Raw genomic sequence first — 26,111 nt, 5'->3', positions numbered from 1 at the left:
CTCAGGCCTCTTGCAAGACAATATTTTTGACAATCAATGTCGACATTTCTCCGAAGCCAAGGGCTTGATACCCCCTTGAGAGAAATGGCGCGAGTGACGGGGCTCGAACCCGCGACCTCCGGCGTGACAGGCCGGCACTCTAACCAACTGAGCTACACCCGCGCATGGCGAACACGTGTCAGCCGTGTTCGTCGTTGGGGCGCTGGATAAGGGGTTCGCCACCGGGTGTCAAGCGTGACAGGACAGCATAACAGCAAACAGGAGAAGGTTTTTTGACAGCCGGCGTTTTGTTGGCAAAACCGGCATCCAACCAGGGCGTTCTGCGCTCATTTGGCCTTGCGAAGCCGGTCCCGACCGCTTAAAGGTCCGGCCCGGAGCGGGCGATTAGCTCAGTTGGTAGAGCGCTTCGTTTACACCGAAGATGTCGGCGGTTCGAGCCCGTCATCGCCCACCACTTTTCCTCGATGAATTCAACGGCGTCTGCCGGCCATCTCCGGCCGGAGCGCCTGCTTGCGCCCAGCTATGCGCCCAGAAACGATGGTTTTCGGGCGCTTAATGGGCATCTGCGGCGGCCTGCTGGAAGTCGGATGGTGGTGGCCGTAGGTCGATTCTATCTGTTTTACCGTCATGCCAAGCGAGCCGGCGGCATCCCAGATCGGCACTCGCCGCTGCATCAGCAGGTCGCACGGGTGTGGCGCAGGATGTGCGGCGTGACCTCGCCGAGCTTGGCTTCGACGCGTGCGGTTACACTCGATGGGTGGCGAAGGCCGATTGGCCCAAGTAGAGTAGGGCGACAGCGCTTTGGGGGGGTGAATGGCGAATACGTTCGAAAGGTACGCTAACGACATCAATCGCCTCTCCGAATTGGGTGCGAAGTTGGCGCTGAAAATGCAAATGGAGGCAACGCCAAACGCAAAGATCTCCCATCCATTTTCGGAGGAAGACGTCAAGAACCTGCCGGATGTCAGGTCGAACTATCAGGGTTGGTATTCGGAGGCGCTTGCGCTTGTCAGCCAACTAATCCCCGAGCGCGAGGAGGATTTTCGATCATACTATGCGCCAAAGGGTGCGCGGAAAGACATCCTCTATTCGAACTACACGATGTCGGACTATTTGCGTGGCACAACGATAATGCGTTACGGCGATCTAGTCGTCGGTCCCACCGCTGCTGTTCCGGCAATTTTTCAGCAGTTTAACATCATTTCCGGGCTGGCTAATCGCTTCTCGTCAACCCTGTATGACATTAAGACGCTGCTCCATGCTGACTTGATGGACGACGAACTCGAAGCTGCCGAAGAACTCAACAAAAACGGGTTTCAGCGCGGAGCCGGTGCGATGGCGGGAGTGCTTCTCGAAGGTCACCTTGCCGCCGTTTGCGATCGTCACAAAGTTACATTGCGCAAGAAAGACCCCGCCATTTCCGATCTGAATGACGCCTTGAAAGCTGCATCAATCGCAGATGTTGCGCAGTGGCGTTTCATCCAACACCTTGGCGATTTGAGGAACAAATGCGACCACAAGAAAGCGTCTGATCCTACCAAGGAGGAGGTTGGCGAGTTGATCGAAGGTGTTCGAAAGATGACCAAGACGTTGCTCTGATGGCAAAAAGGCTACCGCCACCAAACTTGACGTTCTGCTCCGAGGCCAAAGCCATCAGCGATCTTGGAATGCGCCCAGATAGCGCTCAGATATACACTGCAAGCGCCCAATTTCAGCTAACACAGTGGGCACAAACGGCATGAAAAAGCCGGGAAATGCGCCCTTCCTGCAGTTTGAACGCTTCGTTTACACCGAAGATGTCGGCGGTTCGAGCCCGTCATCGCCCACCATTCCAATCACACAATCCATCCACTGCCGCGTCAATGGCGAAGCCCGCGGTATGGCGTGGCTGGCTGTCCATCAGCCGCCGCGTCACAAACCCGCAGCAGATCGGCATGGATGTTTCTGGAGTTCAACAACTCGGCCGCTTCCGGGTAGCCCTCGGCGAGCAATGCGGCCACGATCTCGGCAGGCGAGTGGTGGACACCACCCTCGGCCAAAGCATGAGCCCGCTGGTAGATATGGCTGGTTCTGATTTCGTTGGTCATTCCCAAACATCCCCCTTGATCAGCACTTGATGAACAACCTTTGAGATGCGAAGTTGTTCCGCCGCAACTTGTGGGGGAATATTTGCAACTAGATCAGGATGACGTTTGGTTGAATCGTCATCCTGATCTATCTCTTTGTTGGAGCATGATCTCTGGACAAACGGAAACCGTTTGTCCGAGAAAACCGGTTCCCACTTTTCGGGATCATGCTCTACTGCGCGGGCGATGAATCTGTCGCTTGAAGTTGCGCCTCTCATTCCCGCTCGCCATCAGGAGACTCAGCAGTCCATCGTCATTCCTGCGACGATCACGGCGGCAAGAGCCGAAAATCATTGCCCTCCGGCAGCAGCTGGCCGCCGTCGACGATGATGGTCGTGCCGGTGATGTAGCTGGCGTCGTCGGAGGCGAGGAACAGGAAGGCATTGGCCACGTCGCGCGGACTGCCGAGCCGGCCGAGAGGGATGGAGTCCTCCATGTTCTTGATGTAGGCAGCACCCCGATGCAGCTCGATGGCTTCGGTCAGGATGTTGCCGGGCTCGACACCGTTGACGGTGATGCCATAGCCGGAGAATTCGAGCGCCGCGGCGCGGATGAAGCCGTTGATGCCGGCCTTGCTGGCCGAATAATGGCCATGGCCGGGGCTGGTGACATGCGGGCCGGTGATGGACGAGGTGTAGAGCATGCGGCCAAAGCCCTGCGCCTTCATCGGCACCAGGGCCGCGCGGCTGGCATTGAAGGTGCCGCGCAGATTGACCGCCATGACACGGTCCCAGTCGTCGGCGCTGGTGTTTTCGATCAGCTGCCAGGGATAGATGCCGGCATTCTGCACGATGATGTCGAGGCGGCCATGATGCTTGACGGCGAGCGCCACGGCGGCCTCGGCATCGCTCATTTGCGAGATGTCGGTGCGGATGAAGGGGACGCTCAGTTCGTCCGCGGTCGCTTGCCCGGCCTCGACCTCGGTGTCGGCCAGCACCAGCTTCGCGCCTTCCTCGGCAAAGCGCAGGGCGATGCCCTTGCCGATGCCGCGGGCGCTGCCGATGATCAGCGCCACCTTGTCTTGTAGCCGATTGGTCATGCGAGCCGTCCTGTCATGCGAGTCTTTGGCGGATGGTTTGCTTGAAAGCGTCGAGCAGCACGGCGGCCAGCACCAGCAGGCCATGGATCACCTGGGTGAAGTTGGCCGGCAGGCCCATCAGGTTGATCGCCGTGTTGATGGCCGAGAGCAAAAGCACGCCGGCATAGACGCCGGGGAGGGTGCCGACGCCGCCTTTGAGACTGACGCCGCCGATGACGACGGCGGCGAAGGCGTTGAACAGCAGGCCAACGCCGAGATTGGCGGTGGCGCCCGAGGTGCGGATCGCCAGCAGCCAGCCGGCGAGGCCGGCGATGGCGCCGGCGAGCACGAAGGCGATGATGAGATTGCGGTTCACCCGGATGCCGGCGCGGAAGGTTGCAGTCTCGTTGCCGCCGATCATGATGAGGTGGCGGCCAAACGGCGTCTTGGCCATGATCAGCGAAAAGACGACGAAACAGCCAACCGCGATCCACGCGGTGAGCGGCAGGCCGATAAGGCGCTGGATGCCGAACCAGCGGATGGCCGGCGCCAGGTCCTGCGCCGAGCGGCCGCCCGAAATCACCAGCACCAGGCCGCGCACCCAGATGTAGGACGCCAGCGTGATGATGAAGGCGCTCATCTTCACCTTGACCACCAGATAGCCGTTGAAAGCGCCGATGAGGCCACCGACGGCCAACGCCAGCAGCAGCGACACCGGGACCATCAACCATTCGGGGTGCAATTGCACACCCATGCCGATGCCCGACGAGCAGAACAGGATGCCGACCGCCATGGCGCTGAGCGCCGCCACCGATTCCACCGACAGGTCCATGTGACCGGCGATGATGACCAGCGCCAGGCCGATCGACATGACACCGAGCACGCTCGAAGCCTCGATGATGTTGGCGAAGATGCCGAGCTGGAAATAGTTTGGGATGAAGATGGAGAAGACCACCAGCACGAACAGCAGCATGAACCAGACGAGGTTGTCGAGAACGAACTCCAGGGCTTTGCGTGTGCGCGGGTTCATGGGCTGATCCGGTTGGCGCATGCCCCGCGAAATCAATTCGATTTCGTCGGGATCAGGCGCGGATTCAAATTCGCCACGGCGTCCTTTTCGGACGCGGCGTTGTGAAAGGGCAGGCTCCGGGCCGCTACGGCCCGGAGCGCTTTTAAATGACTATTCGACTGATTTGACGGTGTCCGCCGGCGGCTTCTGGTTGCCCCAGAAGGCCGGGTTGTCGACATTTTCCTTGGTGATGGCGGCACCTGGGATCTTGATGTTCGGACCCCAGGCTTCCTTGGTGACGGTAGATTTCAGGCCGAGCACGTCGTATTCGCCGGGCTTGATCTCTTCCTTCTTGACGACCTTGTCCATGAACATGGCGACAGCCGCGGCCTGCGCGTAGAGCGGCTGCTCGACTTCGACGTTGAGCCAGCCCTTGCGGATCAGGTCGAGGCCGACCGGAGCGCCGTTCGAGCTCATCAGCATGACGTCGCCCGGCTTCTTGCCTGCCGCCTCGAGCGAGGCGACGGCGGCAACCGAGAGGTGTGCGGCATGGCTGAAGATCAGGTCGATGTCGGGGTTTGCAAGTATCTGGTCGTTGACGATGGTCCCGGCTGCATCCGCCGCCCACTGCATGGCCGGAAGCGAGATGATCTTGACGTCCGGAAACGCCTTCATCTTCTCCTCAAAGCCCTTCTGGATGTCGAGCGTGTAGGGATCGCCGGGATCGCCGAGCACCTGCAGCACCTTGCCCTTCACCGAGCCGTTCTTGGCTTTTAGCAGTTTCTCGGCCTGGTCGGCGGCGACATAGCCGATCTCGACCGTTCCGGCGACCGAAGTGAAGTCGGACGGCGTCGACGTGATCTGGCGGTCGAACTCGACCACCGGGATGCCGGCCGCGCGGGCTGCTTCAATGGACGGTTTCAGCGCATTGAAATCGACCGCCGCCAGGATGATGGCCGCCGGCTTCAGCGCGATGACGTCGTTCATCTGTGACTGCTGAGCGTCGGTCTTGTTGTCGGCGTTCAGCGTCTTCATCTCGTAGCCGGTCTGCTTCAGGAACAGTTCCAGCGCGCTCACCGAGCCGGTCTGGAACTCGTCCAGCAGTGTCGGCACCATGTAGTAGACGATACCCTTGGACTGCGCGAATGCCGGCGTGAGCGTGGCAAAGGCCAGTGCCAGGATACCGAAGACAGCAAGAAGTATTCGCTTCATGTCGTTCGCTCCTCTTTTACGCCGGACCCCTCTTTTGTCCCTCAGCCCGCCGGTCCGGCACCGGCAAGCGTCTCACCGGTGATCATGTTGATCACCGCATCGGGACTTGTTTTGTTGCGTGCGACATCGCCGGCCACGACGCCTTGCCGGATCACCACGATCCGGTCGGCGACCTGAAAAGCCTGCTGCATGATATGGGTAATGATGACGACGCCGATGCCCTGGTTGGCCACCTGGCGTATCATATCGAGACCGCGCCGCGTCTGTTCGACGCCAAGGGCCGCGAACGGTTCGTCGAGCAGCACCAGCTTGCCGCCCCAGTGCACGAACCGGTTGAGCTCAATGGCCTGCCGCTGGCCACCCGAAAGGTGCTCGACATTGGTGCGCAGCGACGGGATGCGGGTGCCGGCACTGGCCAGCGCCTTTCCGACGACGGCTTCCATGGCGCGCTCATCGAGCACGGGAACGCCAAGAACCTTCCTGGTGATCTCGCGGCCCATGAAGAAATTGGCGACCACGTCGACATTGGTGCACAAAGACAGGTCCTGGTAGACGGTCTCGATGCCGGCCGCCTTGGCCTCGGCGGGCGATTTGGCAAGGAACTCCTTGCCTTCGAACAGCATGCGGCCGGAGGTCGGCTCCAATCCGCCCGATATGATCTTGACCAGTGTCGATTTGCCGGCGCCGTTGTCGCCCAGCAGCGCCACGACTTCGCCCTTGCCGATCGAGAAGCTGATTCCCTTGAGCGCTTCGATCGCGCCATAATTCTTGGTGACATTGTCGAGCACCAGCAGGGGTTCGCTCATGCCGCAATTCCTCCGGTTTTCAGAAAATCGCGCTCGCGCTCGCGTTCGGCGGCGAACATCTGCCCGAAGCGCGGCGACAGCACGCCGGATACGGCAAGCGCGGCGGCGCCACGCAACACCGAATGTTGGCCACCACGCGCGACCGTGATTCGTGGCGTCGTGCGGTCCTTCCGTGCGGAAACGGAGTTGTGCAGGCCGCCGGCCGAACCAGCCAGCATTTCGAGCAGATCGGTGGATGCCAGCCCGCCGAGAATGACCGTTTCAGGGTCGAACAGGTTTTCGATGACGGCGACGGCATTGTGAAAGATCGGCGCGACTTCGGCCACCCATTCGGCCTCGCTGCCGTTCCAGCGCCGGAGCGCCTCGATCGAGAGGTATCTTTCGAGACAGCCGCTGTTGCCGCACGGGCAGGTCTCGCCGCCGGGGACGACAGGAATGTGTCCGATCTCGCCGGCATTTCCCCAGGCGCCGCGCAATGCGCTGCCGTCATGAACCATGACGCCGCCAAGGCCGACGCCGAAATAGAGATAGTAGTATTCGGAGAATCGAGCGCCGAGGCCGTAGAGGCGCTCGCCCATGGCCGCGGCCGCCATATCGGTTTCAAAGAACGCCGGCAGCCCGGTGGAAGTCGCCAGCCGCTCACCCAGCGCCACATCCTTCCAGCCGGTCATGGTGGTCGGGCCGACGAAGCTCATGGATTCGACATCGAACGGTCCGGGCAGGGCCATGCCGACCCCAAGCACCCGTCCGCCAGCGCGCAGTCTGGTCAATTCAATCACCATCGCCCCGATCAGATCGAAGGCATGGTCGGGCGTTGCGTTCGGCGCCTCGCGGTAGGTGCTCTCGATCACGTCGCCGCTCAGATTGATCAAGGCGGCACTGATACCGAGCGGGGTGATGTGGACGCCGACGGCATAGCCGCCCTCGGGATTGATCCGCAAGGTCGCCGGCGGCAGGCCGCGCCCCTTCGGTTCCTCGCGCAGCGACAGGATATAACCCTGTTCTTCCAGTTCGCGGACGATGGTCGATACGGTCTGGACGGTGAGGCCGACGCGCCGGGCGATTTCGCCGCGGGCAATCGGCCCATGCAGGCGGATGGACTCAAGCACGATGCGCCGGTTGTAAGGCCGCCCGAACTCCTGATTGGTCCCCCGCAATGCCATGACGCGCGCCCCTTAGGAGAAGGCAGCTTCGCATTGCTTATTTATTCAGTCAAATGGAATTCAAAAATAATTTGATGGCCAAAACTCAAACCCGGAGGAGGCTCTGATGGCGTATCCGGTTCAGGACCTGCTCACGCGCCGCACTTGGCCGATTGCCGCCATGGCGAAACCGCTTCAAGGGTGAGCGACGTTGACCGTTGATCCGACAAAGCATGGAGCAAAGATGATCGAATTGCCGTTTGCCCGCGACGAGTACCAGCAGCGGCTGCGCAAGATCCGCATCGAGATGGCGAAGCGCGGTCTCGAACTCCTTGTCGTCAATGACGTTGCCAACCAGCACTACATCACCGGCTATGATGGCTGGTCGTTCTATACGCCCCAGGTGGTGCTCATTCCGATCGAGGAGGTCGAGCCGGTTTGGATCGGGCGCGCCATGGATGCGGCCGGCGGTCTTTTGACGGCCTGGATGAAACCAGAGAACGTGGTTGGTTTCCCGGAGGATCATGTCCAGCGCGCCGACCGTCATCCCATGGACTGGATCGCGAGCTGGATCGTCGCGAAGGGCTGGGGCGGCAGACATATCGGCATCGAACTCGAAGCCTACTATTTCTCCCCGAAAGCCCACGCCCGGCTTGTCGCCGGACTGCCCAATGCGAAATGGCATGATGCCGATCTGCTGGTGAACTGGATCCGCGCGGTCAAATCGGCGCCCGAGATCGCCTATCTGCGCAAGGCCTCGAGCCTAGCCGAGGCGGCCGTCACGCGAGCCTTCGAGGTGATCGCGCCAGGTGTTCGCGAATGCGATGCCATCGCCGCCATACAGGCGGCGCAGATCGCCGGCAGCCCGGATTTCGCTGGCGATATCACAGCGCTTCCGCCGACTATCCTCGGCGGCGAGAACGCTTCCGCCCCGCACATCATGTGGAGCGACAGGCGGTTCGGGGACAACGAGACGATTGCCCTGGAACTTGCCGGCGTCTGCCGCCGCTATGCTGCCGGCCTCGCCAGAACCATGCAGCTTGGCAAGACGCCGACCAATGTCTCGGATACGGCAAAAGCGGTGATCGAGGGCATGGACGCGGTGCTCGATGCGGTCAGGCCGGGAACATCGGCCGAAGCCGTCGAAGCCGCCTGGCGCAAAGTCATTCAAGGCTACGGCCTGAAGAAGGAATCGCGCATCGGCTATTCCATCGGCGTCGCCTATCCGCCGGATTGGGGCGAACATACGATCAGCCTCAGGCCGGGCGACAAGACGGTGCTACAGCCGGGCAATGTCGTGCATTCCATCCTTGGCATGTGGATGGACGGTTGGGGCATCGAGATCAGCGAGACCATTTTGGTGACCGCAACCGGCAATGAGGCGCTGACAAGGTTCCCGCGAGAGATCCATGTCAAATCCTGAGGCTCTGCGACGGCAAATGATGTAGCGAAGACCGGCACAAAAAGCCAACAGCTGTCCGAGCGGTGCTTGTGCCCTACATAGGCGGTATGGATACGATCTATGTCTTGCTGATTTTCGCTGCGGTCATTGCGATCATCTATCTGGGCGGCAAATGGAACACGTCGGATACCGACCACTATATGGGCTTCGACAACCTGCGTCCGCCCCACAAGGGCAAAGCCCCGAACGGCGGCGACACGGATCCGAAAAAGAAATGAGCGCCGCGCGCGCCGACGGCCGTCTGAACGGGTTGATTGCCTGCGAGTCGGGATAGAGCTTGTTCTTGAGTGTCTGACCGCCGATCAGCTCTCCGCCTGCCAGCCTCAGAGGTACTGGGCGACCTTCTTGCCGACAGTCAGGAATCGCAACGGATCGATCGCTTCGCCATTGTGGCGGACTTCGTAATGCAGATGCGGGCCGGTCGAGCGGCCACTGCTGCCGGTCTTGCCGATGACGGCGCCGGCGTCCAGTTTCTCGCCGACGGTCACGTCGATCTCGCTGAGATGCCCGTAACGCGTCGCAAAACCGTTGCCGTGGTCGACTTCCACCATGCGGCCATAGCCGCCATTCCAGCCGGCTTTGGTGACGGTGCCAGGCGCCGTGACCTTGGCGGCCATGCCGATCGGCGCCCTGAAATCCATGCCGGAATGCAGGGCGGCGGTGCCGAGGAGAGGGTCGGTGCGCACGCCGAACGGACTTGTGACGGAATGACCCGGAGCCGGATTGGTTAGCGGCAGCTGGCGTGCTTCCTTCTTGAGGTGGTCGAGCGCGTCCAGCGCTTCGTCCAGCTCCTTGACCTTGCTGTCGAACACCATCGAACTGTCGAGCGGGATCAGCGGTCCGCCGACATCGCTATCGCTCTTGCCGAAGTCGCTGTCGACCGGCAGTCCGGCCGCTTGAAGCGCCTGGGTGATCGCGTCGGCACTCTTGTAGGCGTTGTCGGCAAGCGTGCTGATGCGGGTGAGCTGATCGCTTTCGATGGATTTCAGCGACTGGTTGATCGAGACGAAGAGCTTGTCCGCACGATCGGCGGCTGAATCGTTGGGCAGCGGATCGGAGCGGGTCGACCACAGCGAGAACGGCCTGGTGTCGCCGGCGCCGAGGTCGGCGCTCAGGCTGGCGATCGCATAGTTCTGCGCCGGCTCCTTGATGCTGCCGGTCACTTCGGCGCGTTTGTCCGGCTTCGCAACCGCTGCCGGATCTTCGGCCGGCGCCGCGCCGACTTCATTTTCAGCACGCTCGAGCAGCGGGCCAAGGCGGCCGTGACGCTGGCTCAACTGGCTCTGGCGCTCAAGCAGTTCGCTGACCTTGGTTTCCATCAGCTGCTGGTCGAGCAGCTGGCGGCTGGTGATGCGGTCGACCTGGGCGCGAAGCGCCGAAATGCGATCCTCATAGGCTTGCTGCATGCGTGCCTGCCGCGCCGTGGTGGCGCCGATCAAATCGTCGCGCAGCACGAGGTAGGAGGTGGCCATGAGGTAGCCGATGGCAATGGCGGCCAGCGCCGAGCCGATAAAGGCCGCCAGCCAGGGTCGGATCGTGAAGTGCCTGATCTCGTTGCCCCGGGCGATGATGACCGTGTGGGGCTCCTTGCGCTTGCCGAAGACTGCGGACTGACCGGTTGCGTTCACGGGACCAAGCTTTCGTTTACGACACAACGACAGCTTGACTACACATTATTAAGGTTAACAAAGGCTTGCAGCGCCGGCTTGCCCGCAGCGACTGCCCGCCAGGCGTGCGTAAGGTTGTAGGGGAAACCGCGCCAGCCTCGCCGGCAAAACCTCAAAGCGCGCGAACGGCCTCGAGCACCTCTTCCGCATGGCCCTTGACGCGGACCTTGCGCCAAATCCTGGCGATCCGCCCGTCGCGGCCGATCAGGAACGTCACGCGCTCGACGCCCATGTATTTGCGGCCATACATCGATTTCTCGACCCACAGATGGTAGGCCTCGATCACCTTGCGCTCCTCGTCGGCGGCGAGGTCGATGGTGAGATTGTATTTCGACTTGAACTTGTCGTGCTTCTTGACGGCGTCGGGCGACAGGCCGATCACCACGGCGCCGGCCTTCTCGAAGTCCGGCTTCAGCTGTGAAAAGCTGATCGCCTCTTGCGTGCAGCTTGTTGTGTCATCCTGCGGATAGAAATAGAGCACGATGGGCTTGCCTAGGGATGCGGCAAGGCTGACTGATCCGCCGCCGTCGCGCGGCAGATCGAATTGCGGCGCAAGATCGCCTACGTCGAGGTCAGCCATACCGATGCCCTTGTTTGTGGTTACGCGCGAAGCCACACCGATATAGTGTCGAGCGGGGATTCGTCCACGATCGAGTTCGTAGAACGGAAAATTGCGTGGATCAGGAGCAACCGCAGCACGAGAAGATCCGGTTCAGGCGTGATGAGATCACCGACCTGGGGACCTTTCCGTCCGCCTGCCGCGTGCCGCCGCTCGGTCAGGCGTCGATCGGACGCGGCTTTCGCATGCTGGCAAGGGTATTTGCCGGTTTCGCCAGCCTCGTCTTGTTGGCGGCAGTCGTTGTCTATCTCATCGGTGCGTCCGGCGTCGGTTCGGAACGGCTTCGCACGGAAGCGGAAACGGCTCTCGAGAAACTGGCGGGTGTCGCTGTCAATGTCGCGGTCGGGCCGGCCCGCATCACGCTCGACAGTTCGAGTTTCATAGCGCTCCAGGTCAGCGACGTCAGCCTGAAGACCGCTGACGGCAAGCCGATGGCCGATGCCGGCCGTGTGCGCTTCGGTGTGCGCCTGATCCCGCTGCTGTGGGGGGATGTGCGGCTGACCAGTGCCAGGATCTCCGATGCCCGCATCGTCACGGCGGCAATGCCATCCGGCGGCGACTGGACCGCCATGCTGCGCAATGCGGATGGCCTGATCGATCCGGAGAAGCTGTCCACTGCGGTGTTCGGAAACGTCAACCGCGCACTCGATGCCGTGCGGGAAGATTCGCTGCATCGGGTCGATCTTCACAACGTCGAATTCGTGCTGCCCGAAACCGGAGCGATCAAGCTCCTCAAAATCACCGACGCCACCGTCGAGCAGTCGGGACCCGGCGGTATGCAGTTCTCGTCCACGGCGGATGTCGACGGCAGGGCGGTTACCGTTGCTGCTTCCGCCACCCGCGATATTGCGGCACACCGCGTCACGGCGCTGGATGCCAGCATCGATCTGGCGGATGCCGGTGTTACCACTGGGCTTGCCGACACCACGGCCGCTGCCGGCAAGTTGGGCGCGGTCACCTTGAAGCTGACGGGATCGGAAGGATCGGGTGCGAATGCATCGCGGCTGACGGCCGCTTTGTCGTCGACGGGTTCCGTCCTCGATCTCGGCACGCGCGGGCTGCTGCCGGCCAATTTCGATGTCAATGCGACGCTGGTGGCGGGCAGCAACAAGGTCCAGGTGGATAGGCTGCTGCTGAAGACCGGTCGCTCGACATTCGATTTCGCCGGTTCGATCGGACCGAAGCCGGCAAGCGGCGCGACGGGTGAGGAGCCGTCGTATCGCTACGACCTGACCAGCGACGGTTCCTCGCTTGCACCTTCGGAGTCGCCTGAGCCTGCGCTCACCTTCCTCGCCCGGATTGCCGGTGTCTACAACACGGTCAGCCATAAGCTGGTCGCCGAGCAGATCGCGCTTCGGTCCGCCGCCTCCGGCGAAGTGCTTGGCACCGCCGCCGTGGCGTTCGTCGACGGCAAGGCGCCGGGGATCAATCTGGCGTTCAACATCCACGACATGCAGGTCTCCCACGTCAAGCAGCTGTGGCCGTGGTTTTCGGCACGCAACGCCCGGCTGTGGGTGCTGGCCAATCTGTTCGGCGGCCGCGTCGTCGACGCCAACCTTCAGTTCCAGGTCGTGCCTGGCCGCCTGGGCAATGGCGTGCCGCTTTCCGCCGATGAGGTGTTCGGCCGCTTCCAGATCGAGGGATCGCGCTTCGACACCGCCGGACGCATCCCGCCGATCCGCGACGCGGTTGGCGTCGTCGGCTTCCACGGCAACGATGTCGACATCTCCCTGTCCTCGGGCACTGTCTATATGCCCAGCGGCCGCACCGTCGCGGCCAGCAACGGCACGCTGATCGTCAAGGCGGCCAATCGCCCGCCGGTCATCGGCGCGCTCGACATCGACGTCAACGGCGAAGCGTCGGCCGTCGCCGAACTCGCATCCTACGAGCCGATCAACGCCATGCGCCATGTCGGCATCCTGCCGGAAGACCTGTCGGGCAGCGTCACCGGCCACGTCAAGGCGGATATTCCGCTGCAGTCCGGCGTCGATAGTTCGAAGCTCGATTGGCTGGTGTCGCTCGACTACAGTGGCATGTCGTTGGCCAAGCCCTTCGAGGGGCAGATCGTGACGGATGCCGACGGTTCGATCACGGTCGACCCCGAAAAGGCGGTGATCTCCGCCAAGGCGTTGTTGAACGGCATTCCTGCCGAACTCGACCTTGTCGAGCCGCTCAGGGATGATGGGCCGGCGCGCAGCCGCAAGGTGGCCCTGGTGCTCGACGACAAGATCCGTGCCGCCGCCATGCCCGGCCTGAAGCCGCTGCTTGCCGGAACGGTGAAGGTGGCGATCGACAAGAACGGCAGCGGCGACCAGAACGTCTCGGCCGACCTGACCAATGCCAGGCTGGACATTCCCTGGGCCGGTTGGAGCAAGGGGGCGGGCGTGCCGGCCAATGTCACCTTCGTCATGACCAAGTCCGGCGACACCACGACGCTGTCCGACTTCGATCTCGGCGGAAAGTCTTTCTCCGTCGACGGCAGCATCGTACTGGTCAACGGCGCTTTGTCGTCGGCGCGGTTCAGCAAGGTCACCTTGAACAGGGGCGACGACGTTTCGGTGTCGGTGAAGCGGTCCGGCAAGGGCTATGCGGTCGACATATCCGGCAACGCGCTCGATGCCCGCTCGCTAATCAAGCAGTTCACCTCGGATGTCGATACGGCCACCAAGACCACCGGTTCCGATGCCATTTCCGTCAGCGCCGATGTCGATCAACTGACCGGTTTCCACGACGAGCGATTGTCCAATTTGAAGCTCGACTATAGCGCCGCCGGTTCGCGGGTGAACGGGCTGAAGGTCAGCGCCACGGCAAGTTCGGGCGCGGCCATATCGATCAGCAACACAACCGGCGCCGGCCGGCGCACACTCAACATGCAGTCCGCCGACGCCGGCGCCATCCTCAGGTTCCTCAACATTTACGAGCATATGGAAGGCGGAACGATCACCCTGGCGCTTGCGGGACCGAGCGACGGCTCGCTGACGGGCAAGGTCGACACCAGCAACTTTTTCATTGTCAACGAACCGAAACTGGCCTCCATCGTCTCGACCACGCCGGCCGGCGACAGCCGCAGCCTCAATCAGGCGGTCAAGGGCAAGCTCGACACGTCGCGGGTGAAGTTCGAACGCGGTTACGCCGAGATCGACAAGGGCAGCGGCTATCTGAAACTGGCCAATGGCGTGCTGCGCGGCCCGCGCATCGGCACCACGTTCCAGGGCACGCTCTACGACCAGGACAACAATATGGACATGACCGGCACGTTCATGCCGGTCTATGGCCTCAATCGGATCTTCGGCGAATTGCCCATCGTCGGCGCGCTGCTCGGCAACGGCCGCGACCGTGGCCTGATCGGCGTCACCTACCGGCTCAAGGGCAATGCCAACAAGCCGGTGCTGGACATCAACCCGCTGTCGGTGATCGCGCCTGGAATATTCAGGTCGATCTTCGAATACCGGTGATCTTCGCCTCGAAGGATGCGGTCATGGGGCTTCGAGTTCCATTGCTCTTTGAGCTGCCTTGGCGATAAACCCGGAGCGTGTATACCCGTGAGCTTCGGCGAATGCATCGATCCGCTGAAGAACATCGTCCGGTAGAGTAATGTTTACTCTCACCGCTTTCTTTGTTTCGGTTTTCACACCAACCAGAATAGCCACGCCGTCACGGTTGGCCGCTGATGCCATAACCTCAGCCAGAGACGAGGGCTCTGGAATAGCCTCTCCGTCCTCGACAAGCCCTTCGACATGAAAGGCAAGGGCCTCTTCGGCCATAACTCGAGCGTCGTCCAAGTCCTTACCCGCCGTAATCACACCGGGAAAATCAGGAAAAGACACGCCGAAGTCGCTTTCGGCATCCTTATGGATTAGTCCGATATACTGCTTCATGTCTCACCTCAGTGCCAGCCCAGACTGCTTTTCGATGCTACGCAGCGTGCCGATGGGTATGTCTCGTCTGGGGTGTGGAACGGTGACCCGTCCCGGTTTGTCGTTGTGCTTGAATTGAGCGTGACTGCCTTTTCGAGCGACCTCGAACCATCCATCAGCGACCAATTTTGCAATCACATCGGTGCTCTTTATGTGTGTATCAATACACACTAATGCGCATGATGTCAATTGTGACCTCAGGACCGACCCGCACCAGGAGGCGGAAAAGGCGCCCCAAACAGTCGTCCGTCGGATGCGCAGCGGACCGTCAGCGCGAAACCGGGGTCAGGGTCAGCACCTCACTGTTGGTCTTGCACGAACCCGGCACGCCGGCGATGCACCCCTTCGTGGTTTGCTTGATCGTCATGGTAGAGCCGTCGCCCGAAGGGCCGATCGTATAGGTGCCGCTGCCGGCGCCTGAAAAACCGCCCCCAGCCAGCACATAATCCACTGTCCCGCCGGAGCGCGACGTTGGCGAGTACACGAAATTCGCGGTGCCACCGGGGAATTTGCCGACTACCTTGAACGCCTCGTCCAACTTCGCCACGGTTCCGCTCACCTTGATCCGAGCGCCGCCGCCGGTGACCGTCCACGGGCCGGGGCAAAGCTTGTCCAGCACGTGTTCGGTAATCCGGGCAGCCTCGTCCAGAACCGCATCGTCATCTGCAAAGCCGGTGAAGCTGTCAACAAGCTCGCCGCCGGGGTTGGTTCTTACCTCTATGGTCCAATCGGCTTTCCCAGCGCCGAATTTGATGCTGCCACCAATCAGAAAATCTGGTGCCTCGGTGCCGAGCTTCTTTATCGCCGTGGCAGGATCAGCATATTTCGACTGCTGAAACTTCTGTTCCTTGTTCACCTCGTCGATCCGCCGCCATTCGACGACCTTTCCCGCGCACCATGCAAACTCCCCGCCGTCGTCCAGCATGGTGACGGCCTGGTGCAAGATAGCCTCGCCCAGTCCATTGCCAGCAAACTCCTGACCGGGATAGTTGTCGGTGGTGATTGTGCCAACCGCCAGCACCACATCGGCTTGCTGCGCTGATGCGATCGCCGGTGACAGCAAGACTAGCAAAAACGCACAAAGCATCGGCACGAAATGCGACGCCAGCGACCGAACCTGCACCTTGATGCGCCCCCGCATACGGATCATGCCGCACACTGCCCCTGTCACCATTGGTCTGTCCAACGAAATCGCGGGCGCCGGGTACTGGGGCCATCGTCGCCTTGCTGATCGAAACCAGCAGGCTCAACGGCGTCGAGCCGCTCGGCTATCTCGCCGACGTCCTCGTCAGACCGGCCGCACCAGGATGTGTTTTTTCCTGCCCAGCGAAAGCTTCACGACGTTTTCCGGACTCAAATCCTTAGGCGTCACCAGCCGGCGCTCGTCGCTGACCGGCTCGTCGTTCAGGCGCACCGCACCGCCCTGCACATGCCGCCGCGCTTCACCGTTCGAGGCCGCCAGTCCGGCGCTCACCAGCAGCGAGAGAACACCGAGGCCGGCTTCGAGCGCGGCCCTGTCAACCTCGACGGTCGGCAGCGATTCGGCGAGTGCGCCTTCCTCGAACGTCTTGCGCGCCGTGTCGGCGGCTTGTTCGGCGACTGCGCGGCCGTGCAGCAGGGCGGTGATCTCGGTGGCGAGGATCTTCTTCGCCTCGTTGATCTCGGATCCGCCGAGCTGTGCAAGCCGCGCGACCTCGTCCAGCGGCAGCGTCGTGTAGAGCTTCAGGAAGCGGCCGACATCGGCATCCTCGGTGTTGCGCCAGTATTGCCAGAATTCGTACGGGCTCAGCATTTCCGCATCGAGCCAGACCGCGCCCGAGGCAGACTTGCCCATCTTGGCGCCGGACGAGGTGGTGAGCAGCGGCGTGGTCAGCGCATAGAGCTGCGCATCCTCCATGCGGCGGCCGAGATCGATGCCATTGATGATGTTGCCCCATTGGTCGGAGCCGCCCATCTGCAGGCGGCAGCCGAGACGCTTGTAAAGCTCGACGAAATCATAGGCCTGCAGGATCATGTAGTTGAATTCGAGGAACGACAGCGACTGCTCGCGATCGAGCCGCAGCTTGACGGAATCGAAGGCCAGCATGCGGTTGACGGAAAAGTGACGGCCAACATCGCGCAGGAAATTGACGTAGTTGATCTCCATCAGCCAGTCGGCATTGTTGACCATGATGGCATCGTTCGGACCGCTGCCGAATTTGAGGTAGGGCATGAAGTTGCGGCGGATGCCGGCGAGGTTGTCGTCGATATCCTGCGGCGTCAGCAGCTTGCGCGCCTCGTCCTTGAACGACGGGTCGCCGATCATCGAGGTGCCGCCGCCCATCAGCGCGATCGGCCGGTGACCAGTCTGCTGCAGCCAGTGCAGCATCATGATCTGGATCAGTGAGCCGGCATGCAGGCTCTCGGCGGTCGCGTCGAAGCCGATATAGGCCGTCACCGTCTCCTTGGCGAAGATATTGTCGAGGCCGGCATCATCCGAAGTCTGGTGGATGAAACCGCGCTCGCTCATCGTGCGCAGGAAATCGGATTTGAAGGCAGGCATTGTTTCTTTCCCGAAAGCGTCCGGCCGCTGCGGCTCGGGCGTGCATGAACGCGCGCGTTTAGCATCCAAGCGCGATCAGCAAAAGTGGTTTCCGGTTTTGCGTCTGATCGCGCGCCAGACAAAGGTCCAGCGATCAGCAAAAGTGGAATCCTGTTTTGCCGCCCGTGCGGATGGCGTTGCGAATCCTTGCTTCGTCGTTTTGGCTGGCGTATTGAGGCGCCGCGCAGGGGCAGGACCCGAAGCGCCGCGACGGGGCTATCCCGCAAATCAGATCCGGAAGCTCCGCGATGAACAGGAATTATCTCGCCCTCTTTCTGTTCAGCCTGCTGATGACGTTCAGCGGACTGGCGAGCCTTCCACCAGTCGACCGCGACGAATCCCGTTTTGTCCAGGCCACCAAGCAGATGGTCGAAACCGGCGACTATGTCGACATCCGTTTTCAGGATGCCTCGCGCTACAAGAAGCCGATCGGCATCTACTGGCTGCAATCGGCGGCCGTGGCGCTGAGCGGCGAGGGGGCGGCGGCGCCGATCTGGGTCTACCGCCTCGTCTCCATGCTTGGCATTGCCTTGGCCGTCGTCGGCATCGCCTGGACAGGCACGAAGCTCTTCGGTGCCAATGCAGGCCTCGCCGCCGGCCTGATGATGGCGGCGATCTTCGCGACCGCCTTCGAGGGCCGCGACGCCAAGACCGACGCCATGCTGCTGGCCTGCTGCGTGGCGGCGCAAGGCGCGCTCGCCCAGATCTATCTGGCAGCGCGCCGCAACCAACCGGTAGCCGGCCATCTGCCGTGGATCTTCTGGGCGGCTCAAGGCCTGGGGATCCTTATCAAGGGACCGGTGGCCCCGCTATTATCGGTGCTGACGGTTGCCACGCTGTTTGCTTTCGAACGCGACTGGCGCTGGCTCCTGAAGCTGAAGCTCGTGCGCGGTGTCGCCCTGGTGCTGCTTATCGTGCTGCCCTGGGTCGCCCTGATCACCTGGAAGAGCGGCGGCGCCTTTCTCCAGGATGCCGTCGGCAAGGACATGGTGGCCAAGGTCGCGTCGGGCGAGGAATCGCACGGCCTCCCGCCCGGTTTCTACATGCTGACCTATTCGCTGTTCATGTGGCCCTTCGGCCTGATCGCGGTCGGCGCCGGGCTGCAGGCCCTCAACCGTCTGCGCGACGATCCGCGGCTGCGTTTCTGCCTCGCCTGGTACATACCGTTCTGGCTGGTGTTCGAACTGATCCCGACCAAGCTGCCGCACTATGTCCTGCCGGCCTATCCCGGCATGGCGCTGCTGATCGGCTGGTTGCTGACATTGTCGCCGCGGGAGGCGAATGCGCCGCTCAGGCGCTGGCAGGATTGGTTGTGGTGGTCGACCGCATTCGGTCTGGCCGTGGTCAGCCTAGGCCTGGCGGCGGTCTGCGTCGGAGCACCGATCTACCTCACCGGCACCTTCTCCTGGTGGAGCATTCCGGCGGCCGCGGCGGCACTGGCGGCGGGCTATTTCGCCTTTTCGCGGCAGTTGCAAGTGCCGCTGCGCCGCATTGGCGCCATCGCGGTCTGCGCCGGCATCACCTATGGCTTGCTATTCGGCGTCATCGCGCCCTCGCTGAAACCGCTCTGGCTGAGCCCGGCGATCGAGGCGGCGGTCCAAGCCAACAAGCCCTGCGACACCTCGGTGCTCGCCTCGGCTGAATATCACGAACCGAGCCTGGTGTTCCTGGTCGGCACCAAGACCGTCCTGACCGATGTCGATGGCGTCGCCAAACATCTGCTTGGCGATCCGGCCTGCGCGCTGGCGCTGGCACAGGTCGTTGACGAGCAGAAACTGAATGGGCTGCTGGCGGCGCAAGGCAAGTCGGCGAACCGGGTGGCCGAAGTTGACGGGCTCAACTATTCGTCGGGAGACAAACTGTCGCTCGGCCTCTATCGTGTGGCCCCATGACGGCTCGCCGATGCCCATGACGGCAACACTGGGGTCGAATTTCCTATGCTGGTGAAATCACGCCCTTCGGTTTTCAGCCTGCTCCTAGGGGTCGGGCGCCGGTCCCTCGACAATTTTCGCGATACGATGCAGATCGCCAAAAGGCGCTTTGCCACCCGTCCAGCCAGATACCCGAACATTTTGTGGTCGGTCTGGGCGCTGGTCTGGGTTTTGCTGACGGCAGCGGCGTTTGTTCGTCTCGACACGCCGGCCGGAATGCTTCACGGCCAGTGGTCGGCGGGATTTGCCCGGACCGCCGACTTTGTCACGCAGTTCGGCCTGGGCGGCTGGTATCTCATTCCGTCGGCGCTTCTGCTCGTCGCCGCGAACCTGACGGACTGGCGAGGTCTCTCCCGGCGCTCGCTGATGCTGGTCTACAACTGGACCTGCCTGGCCTTTCTGGTGCTGTGCGCCGTCGGCCTGTCGGGCCTCGCCGTCAATGTGCTGAAATATGCGATCGGCCGGGCTCGCCCGCTCTATTTCGAAGACTTTGGCGTGCTGGCCCTGCATCCCTTCGCTTTCGATGCGCGCTTCGCCGGCTTCCCGTCCGGTCATGCCACGACAATGGGCGCGGTGTTCGGCGTCGCTTTGCTGTTGTTTCCGCGGCGCTGGTACATCGCCCTGGCGATCACCGCCTGCATCGCCTCGACCCGGATCTTCGTCGGCGCGCACTATCCCAGCGACACCGTCGCCGGCTTCGGCCTTGGCTGCGGCTTTGCGCTGGCCTGCGGGCTGGTCTTTGCCCGGCTCGGCTTCATCTTTCGGCCGATGCCGTCGGGATTGCCGGTCCGCAAGAGGACGTTTCGCTTGGCATGGTTTGGCCAAGCGAAGCAGGTCAGAACCTAAACCATCCGGGTTTCTTCACTCCTCCGGCCTACGGGCGGCATCCTGGCGGAGTGCATTGGCTTCCAATGCATGTGCACGGCGGAGTCGGCTTCGGCAGTAGGCTGGAGCCGAGCTGAAACGTCGCCTTTCCTTCGAATTTGCACGTTGTGTCGTCCCCGAGAACGTACTGGGTGTCATCCACAGCAATCCATAACCGCCTTACGTGATCCTTCCATTGGAAAACCGTAAGCGTTTTATAGGGAACTGACAGATTGGTGTTTGTTCCGGTGCATTGAAGATTACAGCTTGACGTCTGGCAATCGTATTGCACGAGGCCTTGTATTTCGCTGAGTGCCGCAGCTGGACCCGCCAACAGTTCCATAAGAAGAGCTGCAATCAGAATCCTTCTCATGCCTGCCCCCGACTGTGTCTTGTAGGAGAATAGCATAGTGCAATGTGCGGCGCATGTCCCTGAAACCTTGCTACAGGGACATCGCTAGACGCCGTCCAGACCGCCATAGGACCTGACCAGGCCGGCCATGCCGGGCGATTGGTGGTCCTCGTGTTCCAGTCCTTGCGCAACGCCGACGCGATCGGCAACCGGCCGGTTCTGGCTGACCTTCCACTTGCCGTGGATTTCGCTGATCTCGATTTCCAGCCCGATGATGCCCTTGATCTGCGACTGGATGAAGGGCGCCGGCGCATCGGTCACCGCCCAGGGTGCGGCGCGAGTGCCCTCCTGGGACGCGGTCAGATCGGCGATCTGCTGCGCCAGCCAGTCTTGGTCATCCATCACCTTGACGGTGCCGCGAACCTGCACGATGGCATAATTCCACGTCGGCACCACCTTGCCGGTCTCGCGCTTGGTCTCGTACCAGGACGGCGTCACATAGGCATCGCTGCCCTGGAAGACGATCAGCACGGGTGACGCCGGATTGTCGGCCAACAGGCGCCATTGCGGATTGGCGCGCGCCAGATGCGCGCGCAGCCTGCCGTTCGGCCCGACATCCACGTCGAGCAGGAACGGGATGGCGTTGGCGACCGGCCCGTCCGGTCCGTTGGAAACCAACAGGCCCAGCGGATGCGCTCGGATCAACCCGTGCAGGATTTCCGGCCGCGTTTCCCTGAATTGAGGAGGTTCGTACATCGCCGTCCCTGCTTCCTTTGTCTATCTCAACCGCTTCGGCCGCGGGTCCGACAACTCGCCGGCCAGCCGGCGGTCGAGATAATCCGCACATTCCTCGAGCAGCAGGTCGGCGTCGTTGGAGAAGAAATGGTTGGCGCCGGGCAAGGTCTTCTGCGTGATGGTGATGCCCTTTTGCGTATGCAGCTTGTCGACCAGCCCCTGCACATCCTTCGGCGGCGCCACCTTGTCGGCATCGCCATGGATGATCAGGCCCGATGACGGGCAGGGGGCCAGGAACGAGAAATCATAGGTGTTGGGCTGCGGCGCGATCGAGATGAAGCCTTCGATCTCCGGCCGGCGCATCAGGAGTTGCATGCCGATCCACGACCCGAAGGAATAACCGGCGACCCAGCAGCTCTTGGAATCCGGATGCAGCGACTGCACCCAATCCAGTGCCGCGGCGGCATCCGACAGCTCGCCGGTGCCGTGGTCGAACTCGCCTTGGCTGCGGCCGATGCCGCGGAAATTGAAGCGCAGCGTGGTGAAATCCCGCTTCTGGAACATGTAGAAGAGGTCGTAGACGATCTTGTTGTTCATCGTGCCGCCGAATTGCGGATGCGGGTGCAGGACGATGGCAATCGGCGCGCTCTTTTCCTTGGAAGGCTGATAGCGACCCTCCAGGCGGCCGGCAGGACCGGTGAAAATGACCTCAGGCATAAAATACTCCACTGGGTAATACGAACGCGCGGTGCCCGGAACGTTTCCTCTGGCCTTGACGCAGGGCGAGCGTCTTCTTAGAAGCTAGTTTAGAATTGTTCAAAACTGAGTGGCAAGACATCGAGCCCAGCCACCCGCGCCGCAAGCCGCGTAAATAGGACGGCTCGCCTTGGAATTTCAAGGAAATAACGCCATACGACAGCGGAATGGCTTCAGACGGGACCAACTGGACGAAAATGGCCGGAATACGCGCCTATCTCGACTACAATGCCAGTGCGCCGCTGCTTGCCGCGGCCCGCGAAGCTATGGTCGCGGCTCTTGATGTCGCCGCCAACCCGTCGTCGGTCCATGCCGAGGGGCGTGCCGCACGCCGCCTGATCGAGACCGCCAGGCGTGACGTGGCGGCGCTGGTCAACGCCAAGGCCGAACACGTCGTGTTCACCTCCGGTGCGACCGAAGCCGCTTCGACGCTGTTGTCATCGGACTGGCAGATGGGGCGCGGCACTGTGCGCATGAGCCGGCTTTACGTGTCCGAGGCCGATCATCCCTGCCTGTTGAATGGCGGGCGTTTCCCGGCAGCGCAGGTGACGCGGATCGGCGTCGACGCCAACGGCATCGCCGATCTCGGCGCCTTGGCGGCGGTGCTCGGCGGTCATGACAAGGCCGACGGCCTGCCGCTGGTCGCCATCCACGCCGCCAACAACGAGACCGGCGTCATCCAGCCGATCGATCGCATCGCCGGGATCGTCAAGGCGGCGGGCGGCATTCTGGTCGTCGACGCCGTCCAGGCTGCGGGGCGCGTTTCAATCGATATGTCAGCGGGTTACGCCGATTACCTGATTCTGTCCTCGCATAAGATCGGCGGTCCCAAGGGCGTCGGCGCCATCGTCGCCGCCTCCGACTTGATGATGCCGAAGCCGCTGATCAATGGCGGTGGCCAGGAAAAGGGCCATCGCGGCGGCACCGAAAACCTCGCTGCCATTGCCGGCTTTGGCGCCGCCGCACGCGAGGCGCTGGCCGGGTTGCCGGCCATGGATGGCGTGCGCCAGCGCCGTGACGAGATCGAGGCCATCGTGAAATCGCTGGTGCCGGACGCGGAAATCTTTGGAACCGGCGCGCCAAGGCTTGCCAACACGACATTCTTCGCTATTGCGGGCGTCAAGGCCGAAACCGCGCAGATCGCCTTCGATCTGGCCGGTGTTGCGCTGTCGGCCGGCTCCGCCTGTTCGTCGGGCAAGGTTGGGCCGAGCCATGTGCTGAAAGCCATGGGCTACGGCGACAGTCTTGGCGCCTTGCGCGTGTCGATCGGTGCCGCGACCGGCGCGGGAGACATCGAGCTTTTCCGCGCTGCGTTGGCGGGGATTGCCGCACGTAGGGCGGATAGAGAAAAGGCCGCGTAGGCGGTTGGAGCATCGGACCGAAAAGTGCGTAGCGGTTTTCGGGAAAATCCGATGCTTGACGAAAATGATTTTGGGCCTTTCGGCCTGGTAGAGCCGTGCGTTTCATGCTGGCCGGGTGAATTTCCGGTCGGAACGCACTATATGGAACTTACGCGGCCGCGAGCGCTTCTTCGGCGTTCGTTTTTGGCGGTGCCATAGTTTGAAAACTGCCGGGCCTTGACCCCGGCGTGGATGGAGAACGCATATGCCTGCTGTGCAGGACACGATCGATCGGGTCCGAAAGATCGACGTCGACCAATACAAATACGGATTCCAGACCGAAATCGCGATGGACAAGGCCCCCAAGGGCCTCAGCGAAGACATCATCCGCTTCATTTCGGCCAAGAAGGATGAACCGTCCTGGATGCTGGAATGGCGTCTGGAAGCCTATCGTCGCTGGCTGACGCTGGACGAGCCCACCTGGGCGCGCGTCCACTATCCCAAGATCGATTTCCAGGACATCTACTTCTACGCGGCGCCCAAGAGCACGCCCGGCCCGACCTCGCTGAGCGACGTCGATCCCGAGCTGCTGAAAGTCTACGAGAAGCTCGGCATTCCGCTGCGGGAGCAGGAAATCCTCGCCGGCGTACAGAAGACCGACGCCTCCGAGCTCGAGGAAGTCAGCGACAATGTCTACAAATCGGGCCGTGTCGCGGTCGACGCCGTGTTCGATTCCGTCTCCGTCGTCACCACCTTCAAGAAAGAGCTGGCGCAGGCCGGCGTCATCTTCTGCTCGATCTCGGAAGCGATCCGCGAGCATCCGGAGCTGGTGAAGAAATATCTCGGTTCGGTCGTGCCGACCTCCGACAATTACTACGCCACGCTAAATTCCGCTGTCTTCACCGACGGCTCCTTCGTCTTCGTGCCCAAGGGCGTGCGCTGCCCGATGGAGCTGTCGACCTATTTCCGCATGAACGAGAAGAACACCGGCCAGTTCGAACGCACGCTGATCATTGCCGAGGAGGGGGCTTACGTCTCCTATCTCGAAGGCTGCACGGCGCCGCAGCGCGACGAGAACCAGTTGCATGCCGCCGTCGTCGAACTGGTGGCGCTCGACGACGCCGAGATCAAATATTCGACGGTGCAGAATTGGTATCCCGGCGACGCCGAGGGCAAGGGCGGCATCTACAACTTTGTCACCAAGCGCGGCGACTGCCGCGGCCACCGCTCGAAGATCTCGTGGACGCAGGTCGAGACCGGCTCGGCGATCACCTGGAAATATCCGAGCTGCATTTTGCGCGGCGACGATTCCTCGGGCGAATTCTATTCGATCGCCGTGTCGAACGGCTATCAGCAGGTCGACAGCGGCACCAAGATGATCCATCTCGGCAAGAACACGTCGAGCCGCATCATTTCCAAGGGCATCGCCGCCGGCTTCTCGCAGAACACTTATCGTGGCCAGGTTTCCGCGCACCGCAAGGCGACCAACGCCCGCAACTTCACCAACTGCGACTCGCTGCTGATCGGCGACCAGTGCGGCGCGCACACCGTGCCCTACATGGAAGCCAAGAACTCGACGGCGCAGTTCGAGCATGAAGCGACGACGTCGAAGATTTCCGAGGACCAGAAATTCTACGTCATGCAGCGTGGCATTCCGGAAGAGGAAGCGATCGCGCTGATCGTCAACGGCTTCGTCAAGGACGTCATCCAGCAACTGCCGATGGAATTTGCCGTCGAGGCGCAGAAGCTGATCGGAATCTCGCTTGAGGGCTCGGTCGGCTGACCGGACAGATATTCAGGAAACGAAAAAATGCTTGAAATCAGAAACCTGCACGCTCGCATCGTCGATGACGGCACCGAAATCATCCGCGGCTTGAACCTGACGGTGCAAGCCGGCGAGGTCGCCGCGATCATGGGGCCGAACGGTTCGGGCAAATCGACGCTGTCCTACATTCTCGCCGGCCGCGAGGATTATGAGGTGACCGAGGGCGACATCCTCTACAACGGCCAGTCGATCCTCGAAATGGATCCGGCCGAGCGCGCCACATCGGGCATTTTCCTCGCTTTCCAGTACCCGATGGAGATACCGGGCGTCGCGACCATGGAATTCCTGAAGGTGGCGATGAACGAGCAGCGCAAGGCGCGCGGCGAAGAGCCACTGAAAATCCCGGAATTCCTCAAGCGGGTGAAGGAAGCAGCCGCCTCGCTCAGCATGGACATGGCGATGCTCAAGCGGCCGCTCAATGTCGGCTTCTCCGGCGGCGAGAAGAAGCGCGCCGAGATCCTGCAGATGAAGCTCTTGGAGCCGAAACTCTGCGTGCTCGACGAGACCGATTCCGGGCTCGACATCGATGCGCTGAAGATCGTTTCTGACGGCGTCAACGCGCTGCGCGCGCCAGACCGTGCGTTCCTTGTCATCACCCACTACCAGCGCCTGCTCGAACACATCGTGCCCGACAGCGTGCACGTGCTCTACAGGGGCCAGGTCATCAAGTCCGGCGACAAGTCGCTGGCGCTCGATCTCGAGGCCAATGGCTATGCCGGCGTGATCGGCGAAGCCGCGTGAGATGCCAG

General features: G+C 62.0%; 24 protein-coding genes and 2 tRNA genes. 10 read left to right on the top strand and 16 right to left on the bottom strand.

Translation table 11 applies throughout. The annotated features are described in order from the left end of the window. Positions 1–85: 85 nt before the first annotated feature. Positions 86–162: transfer RNA gene (locus ACSQ3L_RS21995), tRNA-Asp, on the bottom strand. 216 nt (positions 163–378) lie between these two features. Here ACSQ3L_RS21995 and ACSQ3L_RS21990 point away from each other — a divergent pair. Further along, positions 379–454: transfer RNA gene (locus ACSQ3L_RS21990), tRNA-Val, on the top strand. Positions 455–813: 359 nt separating this feature from the next. Next, complete coding sequence (locus ACSQ3L_RS21985; RefSeq protein ID WP_436161818.1) at positions 814–1,599, top strand: hypothetical protein; 786 nt, start codon at positions 814–816, stop codon at positions 1,597–1,599. Positions 1,600–1,859: 260 nt separating this feature from the next. Here the strand turns inward: ACSQ3L_RS21985 and ACSQ3L_RS21980 are convergent, their stop codons facing one another. The 7 genes from ACSQ3L_RS21980 to ACSQ3L_RS21950 form a co-directional block, all read right to left on the bottom strand. Further along, complete coding sequence (locus ACSQ3L_RS21980) at positions 1,860–2,087, bottom strand: hypothetical protein (protein WP_436161817.1); 228 nt, start codon at positions 2,085–2,087, stop codon at positions 1,860–1,862. Next, positions 2,084–2,344: a hypothetical protein gene (locus ACSQ3L_RS21975; protein ID WP_436161816.1), complete on the bottom strand. Its 261-nt coding sequence runs from the start codon at positions 2,342–2,344 to the stop codon at positions 2,084–2,086. The genes ACSQ3L_RS21980 and ACSQ3L_RS21975 overlap by 4 nt, the downstream gene beginning before the upstream one ends. A gap of 50 nt (positions 2,345–2,394) precedes the next feature. Next, entirely contained in the window at positions 2,395–3,165 is a 771-nt protein-coding gene (locus ACSQ3L_RS21970) for an SDR family oxidoreductase (RefSeq protein WP_436161815.1), read from the bottom strand. A 13-nt stretch (positions 3,166–3,178) separates the two neighbouring features. After that, a complete protein-coding gene (locus tag ACSQ3L_RS21965) occupies positions 3,179–4,174 on the bottom strand; it encodes an ABC transporter permease (protein ID WP_436161814.1) in 996 nt (331 codons plus the stop codon). A 150-nt stretch (positions 4,175–4,324) separates the two neighbouring features. Next, the gene (locus ACSQ3L_RS21960; RefSeq protein WP_436161813.1) at positions 4,325–5,365 is read right to left on the bottom strand and encodes a sugar ABC transporter substrate-binding protein; all 1,041 of its coding nucleotides are present in this window, start codon (positions 5,363–5,365) and stop codon (positions 4,325–4,327) included. Between the two features lie 41 nt (positions 5,366–5,406). After that, a complete protein-coding gene (locus tag ACSQ3L_RS21955; protein ID WP_436161812.1) occupies positions 5,407–6,171 on the bottom strand; it encodes an ATP-binding cassette domain-containing protein in 765 nt (254 codons plus the stop codon). Continuing rightward, on the bottom strand, positions 6,168–7,334 hold the full coding sequence (locus ACSQ3L_RS21950; RefSeq protein ID WP_436161811.1) for an ROK family transcriptional regulator: 1,167 nt from the start codon (positions 7,332–7,334) through the stop codon (positions 6,168–6,170). The genes ACSQ3L_RS21955 and ACSQ3L_RS21950 overlap by 4 nt, the downstream gene beginning before the upstream one ends. A gap of 223 nt (positions 7,335–7,557) precedes the next feature. Here ACSQ3L_RS21950 and ACSQ3L_RS21945 point away from each other — a divergent pair, with 223 nt between their 5' ends. Together ACSQ3L_RS21945 and ACSQ3L_RS21940 are read left to right on the top strand one after the other, a co-directional pair. Then, positions 7,558–8,736, top strand: a complete 1,179-nt coding sequence (locus tag ACSQ3L_RS21945) for a M24 family metallopeptidase (RefSeq protein WP_436161810.1) — start codon at positions 7,558–7,560, stop codon at positions 8,734–8,736. 86 nt (positions 8,737–8,822) lie between these two features. After that, positions 8,823–8,993, top strand: a complete 171-nt coding sequence (locus ACSQ3L_RS21940) for a hypothetical protein (protein ID WP_436161809.1) — start codon at positions 8,823–8,825, stop codon at positions 8,991–8,993. A 105-nt stretch (positions 8,994–9,098) separates the two neighbouring features. On the opposite strand, the gene ACSQ3L_RS21935 is transcribed toward ACSQ3L_RS21940, so the two are convergent. Beyond that, positions 9,099–10,403, bottom strand: coding sequence for a M23 family metallopeptidase (locus tag ACSQ3L_RS21935; RefSeq protein WP_436161808.1), 1,305 nt, complete (start codon positions 10,401–10,403; stop codon positions 9,099–9,101). A gap of 151 nt (positions 10,404–10,554) precedes the next feature. After that, positions 10,555–11,022, bottom strand: a complete 468-nt coding sequence (locus tag ACSQ3L_RS21930; protein WP_436161807.1) for a peroxiredoxin — start codon at positions 11,020–11,022, stop codon at positions 10,555–10,557. A 95-nt stretch (positions 11,023–11,117) separates the two neighbouring features. Here ACSQ3L_RS21930 and ACSQ3L_RS21925 point away from each other — a divergent pair, with 95 nt between their 5' ends. Then, entirely contained in the window at positions 11,118–14,516 is a 3,399-nt protein-coding gene (locus tag ACSQ3L_RS21925) for a hypothetical protein (RefSeq protein WP_436161806.1), read from the top strand. A 21-nt stretch (positions 14,517–14,537) separates the two neighbouring features. Here ACSQ3L_RS21925 and ACSQ3L_RS21920 read toward each other — a convergent pair whose 3' ends face one another. The 4 genes from ACSQ3L_RS21920 to tyrS form a co-directional block, all read right to left on the bottom strand. Beyond that, positions 14,538–14,939, bottom strand: coding sequence for a type II toxin-antitoxin system HicB family antitoxin (locus ACSQ3L_RS21920; RefSeq protein WP_436161805.1), 402 nt, complete (start codon positions 14,937–14,939; stop codon positions 14,538–14,540). Between the two features lie 3 nt (positions 14,940–14,942). Then, positions 14,943–15,131: a type II toxin-antitoxin system HicA family toxin gene (locus ACSQ3L_RS21915; protein ID WP_436163500.1), complete on the bottom strand. Its 189-nt coding sequence runs from the start codon at positions 15,129–15,131 to the stop codon at positions 14,943–14,945. A 115-nt stretch (positions 15,132–15,246) separates the two neighbouring features. Further along, a complete protein-coding gene (locus ACSQ3L_RS21910) occupies positions 15,247–16,152 on the bottom strand; it encodes a hypothetical protein (protein WP_436161804.1) in 906 nt (301 codons plus the stop codon). A 114-nt stretch (positions 16,153–16,266) separates the two neighbouring features. Further along, positions 16,267–17,520 carry a tyrosine--tRNA ligase gene (tyrS, locus tag ACSQ3L_RS21905; RefSeq protein ID WP_436161803.1) on the bottom strand — a complete coding sequence of 418 codons (1,254 nt, stop codon included), beginning with the start codon at positions 17,518–17,520 and terminating at the stop codon, positions 16,267–16,269. 287 nt (positions 17,521–17,807) lie between these two features. Between tyrS and ACSQ3L_RS21900 the strand changes: the two genes are divergently transcribed. Together ACSQ3L_RS21900 and ACSQ3L_RS21895 are read left to right on the top strand one after the other, a co-directional pair. Beyond that, a complete protein-coding gene (locus ACSQ3L_RS21900; protein WP_436161802.1) occupies positions 17,808–19,451 on the top strand; it encodes an ArnT family glycosyltransferase in 1,644 nt (547 codons plus the stop codon). 126 nt (positions 19,452–19,577) lie between these two features. Further along, positions 19,578–20,336, top strand: a complete 759-nt coding sequence (locus tag ACSQ3L_RS21895) for a phosphatase PAP2 family protein (RefSeq protein WP_436161801.1) — start codon at positions 19,578–19,580, stop codon at positions 20,334–20,336. 475 nt (positions 20,337–20,811) lie between these two features. Here the strand turns inward: ACSQ3L_RS21895 and ACSQ3L_RS21890 are convergent, their stop codons facing one another. Both ACSQ3L_RS21890 and ACSQ3L_RS21885 read right to left on the bottom strand, forming a co-directional pair. After that, positions 20,812–21,462, bottom strand: coding sequence for an FMN-binding negative transcriptional regulator (locus ACSQ3L_RS21890; protein WP_436161800.1), 651 nt, complete (start codon positions 21,460–21,462; stop codon positions 20,812–20,814). 21 nt (positions 21,463–21,483) lie between these two features. Beyond that, entirely contained in the window at positions 21,484–22,158 is a 675-nt protein-coding gene (locus ACSQ3L_RS21885) for an alpha/beta hydrolase (RefSeq protein ID WP_013532163.1), read from the bottom strand. Positions 22,159–22,394: 236 nt separating this feature from the next. Here ACSQ3L_RS21885 and ACSQ3L_RS21880 point away from each other — a divergent pair, with 236 nt between their 5' ends. The 3 genes from ACSQ3L_RS21880 to sufC all read left to right on the top strand — a co-directional run bounded on the left by ACSQ3L_RS21880 (position 22,395) and on the right by sufC (position 26,103). Then, positions 22,395–23,558 carry a cysteine desulfurase family protein gene (locus ACSQ3L_RS21880; RefSeq protein WP_436163499.1) on the top strand — a complete coding sequence of 388 codons (1,164 nt, stop codon included), beginning with the start codon at positions 22,395–22,397 and terminating at the stop codon, positions 23,556–23,558. Between the two features lie 244 nt (positions 23,559–23,802). Then, positions 23,803–25,320, top strand: coding sequence for a Fe-S cluster assembly protein SufB (gene sufB / locus ACSQ3L_RS21875; protein ID WP_436161799.1), 1,518 nt, complete (start codon positions 23,803–23,805; stop codon positions 25,318–25,320). 27 nt (positions 25,321–25,347) lie between these two features. Then, a complete protein-coding gene (sufC, locus tag ACSQ3L_RS21870; protein ID WP_436161798.1) occupies positions 25,348–26,103 on the top strand; it encodes a Fe-S cluster assembly ATPase SufC in 756 nt (251 codons plus the stop codon). Positions 26,104–26,111: the final 8 nt, after the last annotated feature.

It is taken from the genome of Mesorhizobium sp. LjRoot246 (genome assembly GCF_964254115.1).
Taxonomy (GTDB): Bacteria; Pseudomonadota; Alphaproteobacteria; order Rhizobiales; family Rhizobiaceae; genus Mesorhizobium.
Note: the sequence above shows the minus strand (reverse complement) of the source record. Positions and strands in the feature narration are given on the sequence as shown.

Coding starts and splice junctions, on each gene's coding strand:
- ACSQ3L_RS21985 (WP_436161818.1), top strand. CDS start 814: ATGGCGAATACGTTCGAAAGGTACGCTAACGACATCAATCGCCTCTCC.
- ACSQ3L_RS21980 (WP_436161817.1), bottom strand. CDS start 2,087: ATGACCAACGAAATCAGAACCAGCCATATCTACCAGCGGGCTCATGCT.
- ACSQ3L_RS21975 (WP_436161816.1), bottom strand. CDS start 2,344: ATGAGAGGCGCAACTTCAAGCGACAGATTCATCGCCCGCGCAGTAGAG.
- ACSQ3L_RS21970 (WP_436161815.1), bottom strand. CDS start 3,165: ATGACCAATCGGCTACAAGACAAGGTGGCGCTGATCATCGGCAGCGCC.
- ACSQ3L_RS21965 (WP_436161814.1), bottom strand. CDS start 4,174: ATGAACCCGCGCACACGCAAAGCCCTGGAGTTCGTTCTCGACAACCTC.
- ACSQ3L_RS21960 (WP_436161813.1), bottom strand. CDS start 5,365: ATGAAGCGAATACTTCTTGCTGTCTTCGGTATCCTGGCACTGGCCTTT.
- ACSQ3L_RS21955 (WP_436161812.1), bottom strand. CDS start 6,171: ATGAGCGAACCCCTGCTGGTGCTCGACAATGTCACCAAGAATTATGGC.
- ACSQ3L_RS21950 (WP_436161811.1), bottom strand. CDS start 7,334: ATGGCATTGCGGGGGACCAATCAGGAGTTCGGGCGGCCTTACAACCGG.
- ACSQ3L_RS21945 (WP_436161810.1), top strand. CDS start 7,558: ATGATCGAATTGCCGTTTGCCCGCGACGAGTACCAGCAGCGGCTGCGC.
- ACSQ3L_RS21940 (WP_436161809.1), top strand. CDS start 8,823: ATGGATACGATCTATGTCTTGCTGATTTTCGCTGCGGTCATTGCGATC.
- ACSQ3L_RS21930 (WP_436161807.1), bottom strand. CDS start 11,022: ATGGCTGACCTCGACGTAGGCGATCTTGCGCCGCAATTCGATCTGCCG.
- ACSQ3L_RS21920 (WP_436161805.1), bottom strand. CDS start 14,939: ATGAAGCAGTATATCGGACTAATCCATAAGGATGCCGAAAGCGACTTC.
- ACSQ3L_RS21910 (WP_436161804.1), bottom strand. CDS start 16,152: ATGGTGACAGGGGCAGTGTGCGGCATGATCCGTATGCGGGGGCGCATC.
- tyrS (WP_436161803.1), bottom strand. CDS start 17,520: ATGCCTGCCTTCAAATCCGATTTCCTGCGCACGATGAGCGAGCGCGGT.
- ACSQ3L_RS21900 (WP_436161802.1), top strand. CDS start 17,808: ATGAACAGGAATTATCTCGCCCTCTTTCTGTTCAGCCTGCTGATGACG.
- ACSQ3L_RS21895 (WP_436161801.1), top strand. CDS start 19,578: ATGCAGATCGCCAAAAGGCGCTTTGCCACCCGTCCAGCCAGATACCCG.
- ACSQ3L_RS21890 (WP_436161800.1), bottom strand. CDS start 21,462: ATGTACGAACCTCCTCAATTCAGGGAAACGCGGCCGGAAATCCTGCAC.
- ACSQ3L_RS21885 (WP_013532163.1), bottom strand. CDS start 22,158: ATGCCTGAGGTCATTTTCACCGGTCCTGCCGGCCGCCTGGAGGGTCGC.
- ACSQ3L_RS21880 (WP_436163499.1), top strand. CDS start 22,395: ATGGCCGGAATACGCGCCTATCTCGACTACAATGCCAGTGCGCCGCTG.
- sufB (WP_436161799.1), top strand. CDS start 23,803: ATGCCTGCTGTGCAGGACACGATCGATCGGGTCCGAAAGATCGACGTC.
- sufC (WP_436161798.1), top strand. CDS start 25,348: ATGCTTGAAATCAGAAACCTGCACGCTCGCATCGTCGATGACGGCACC.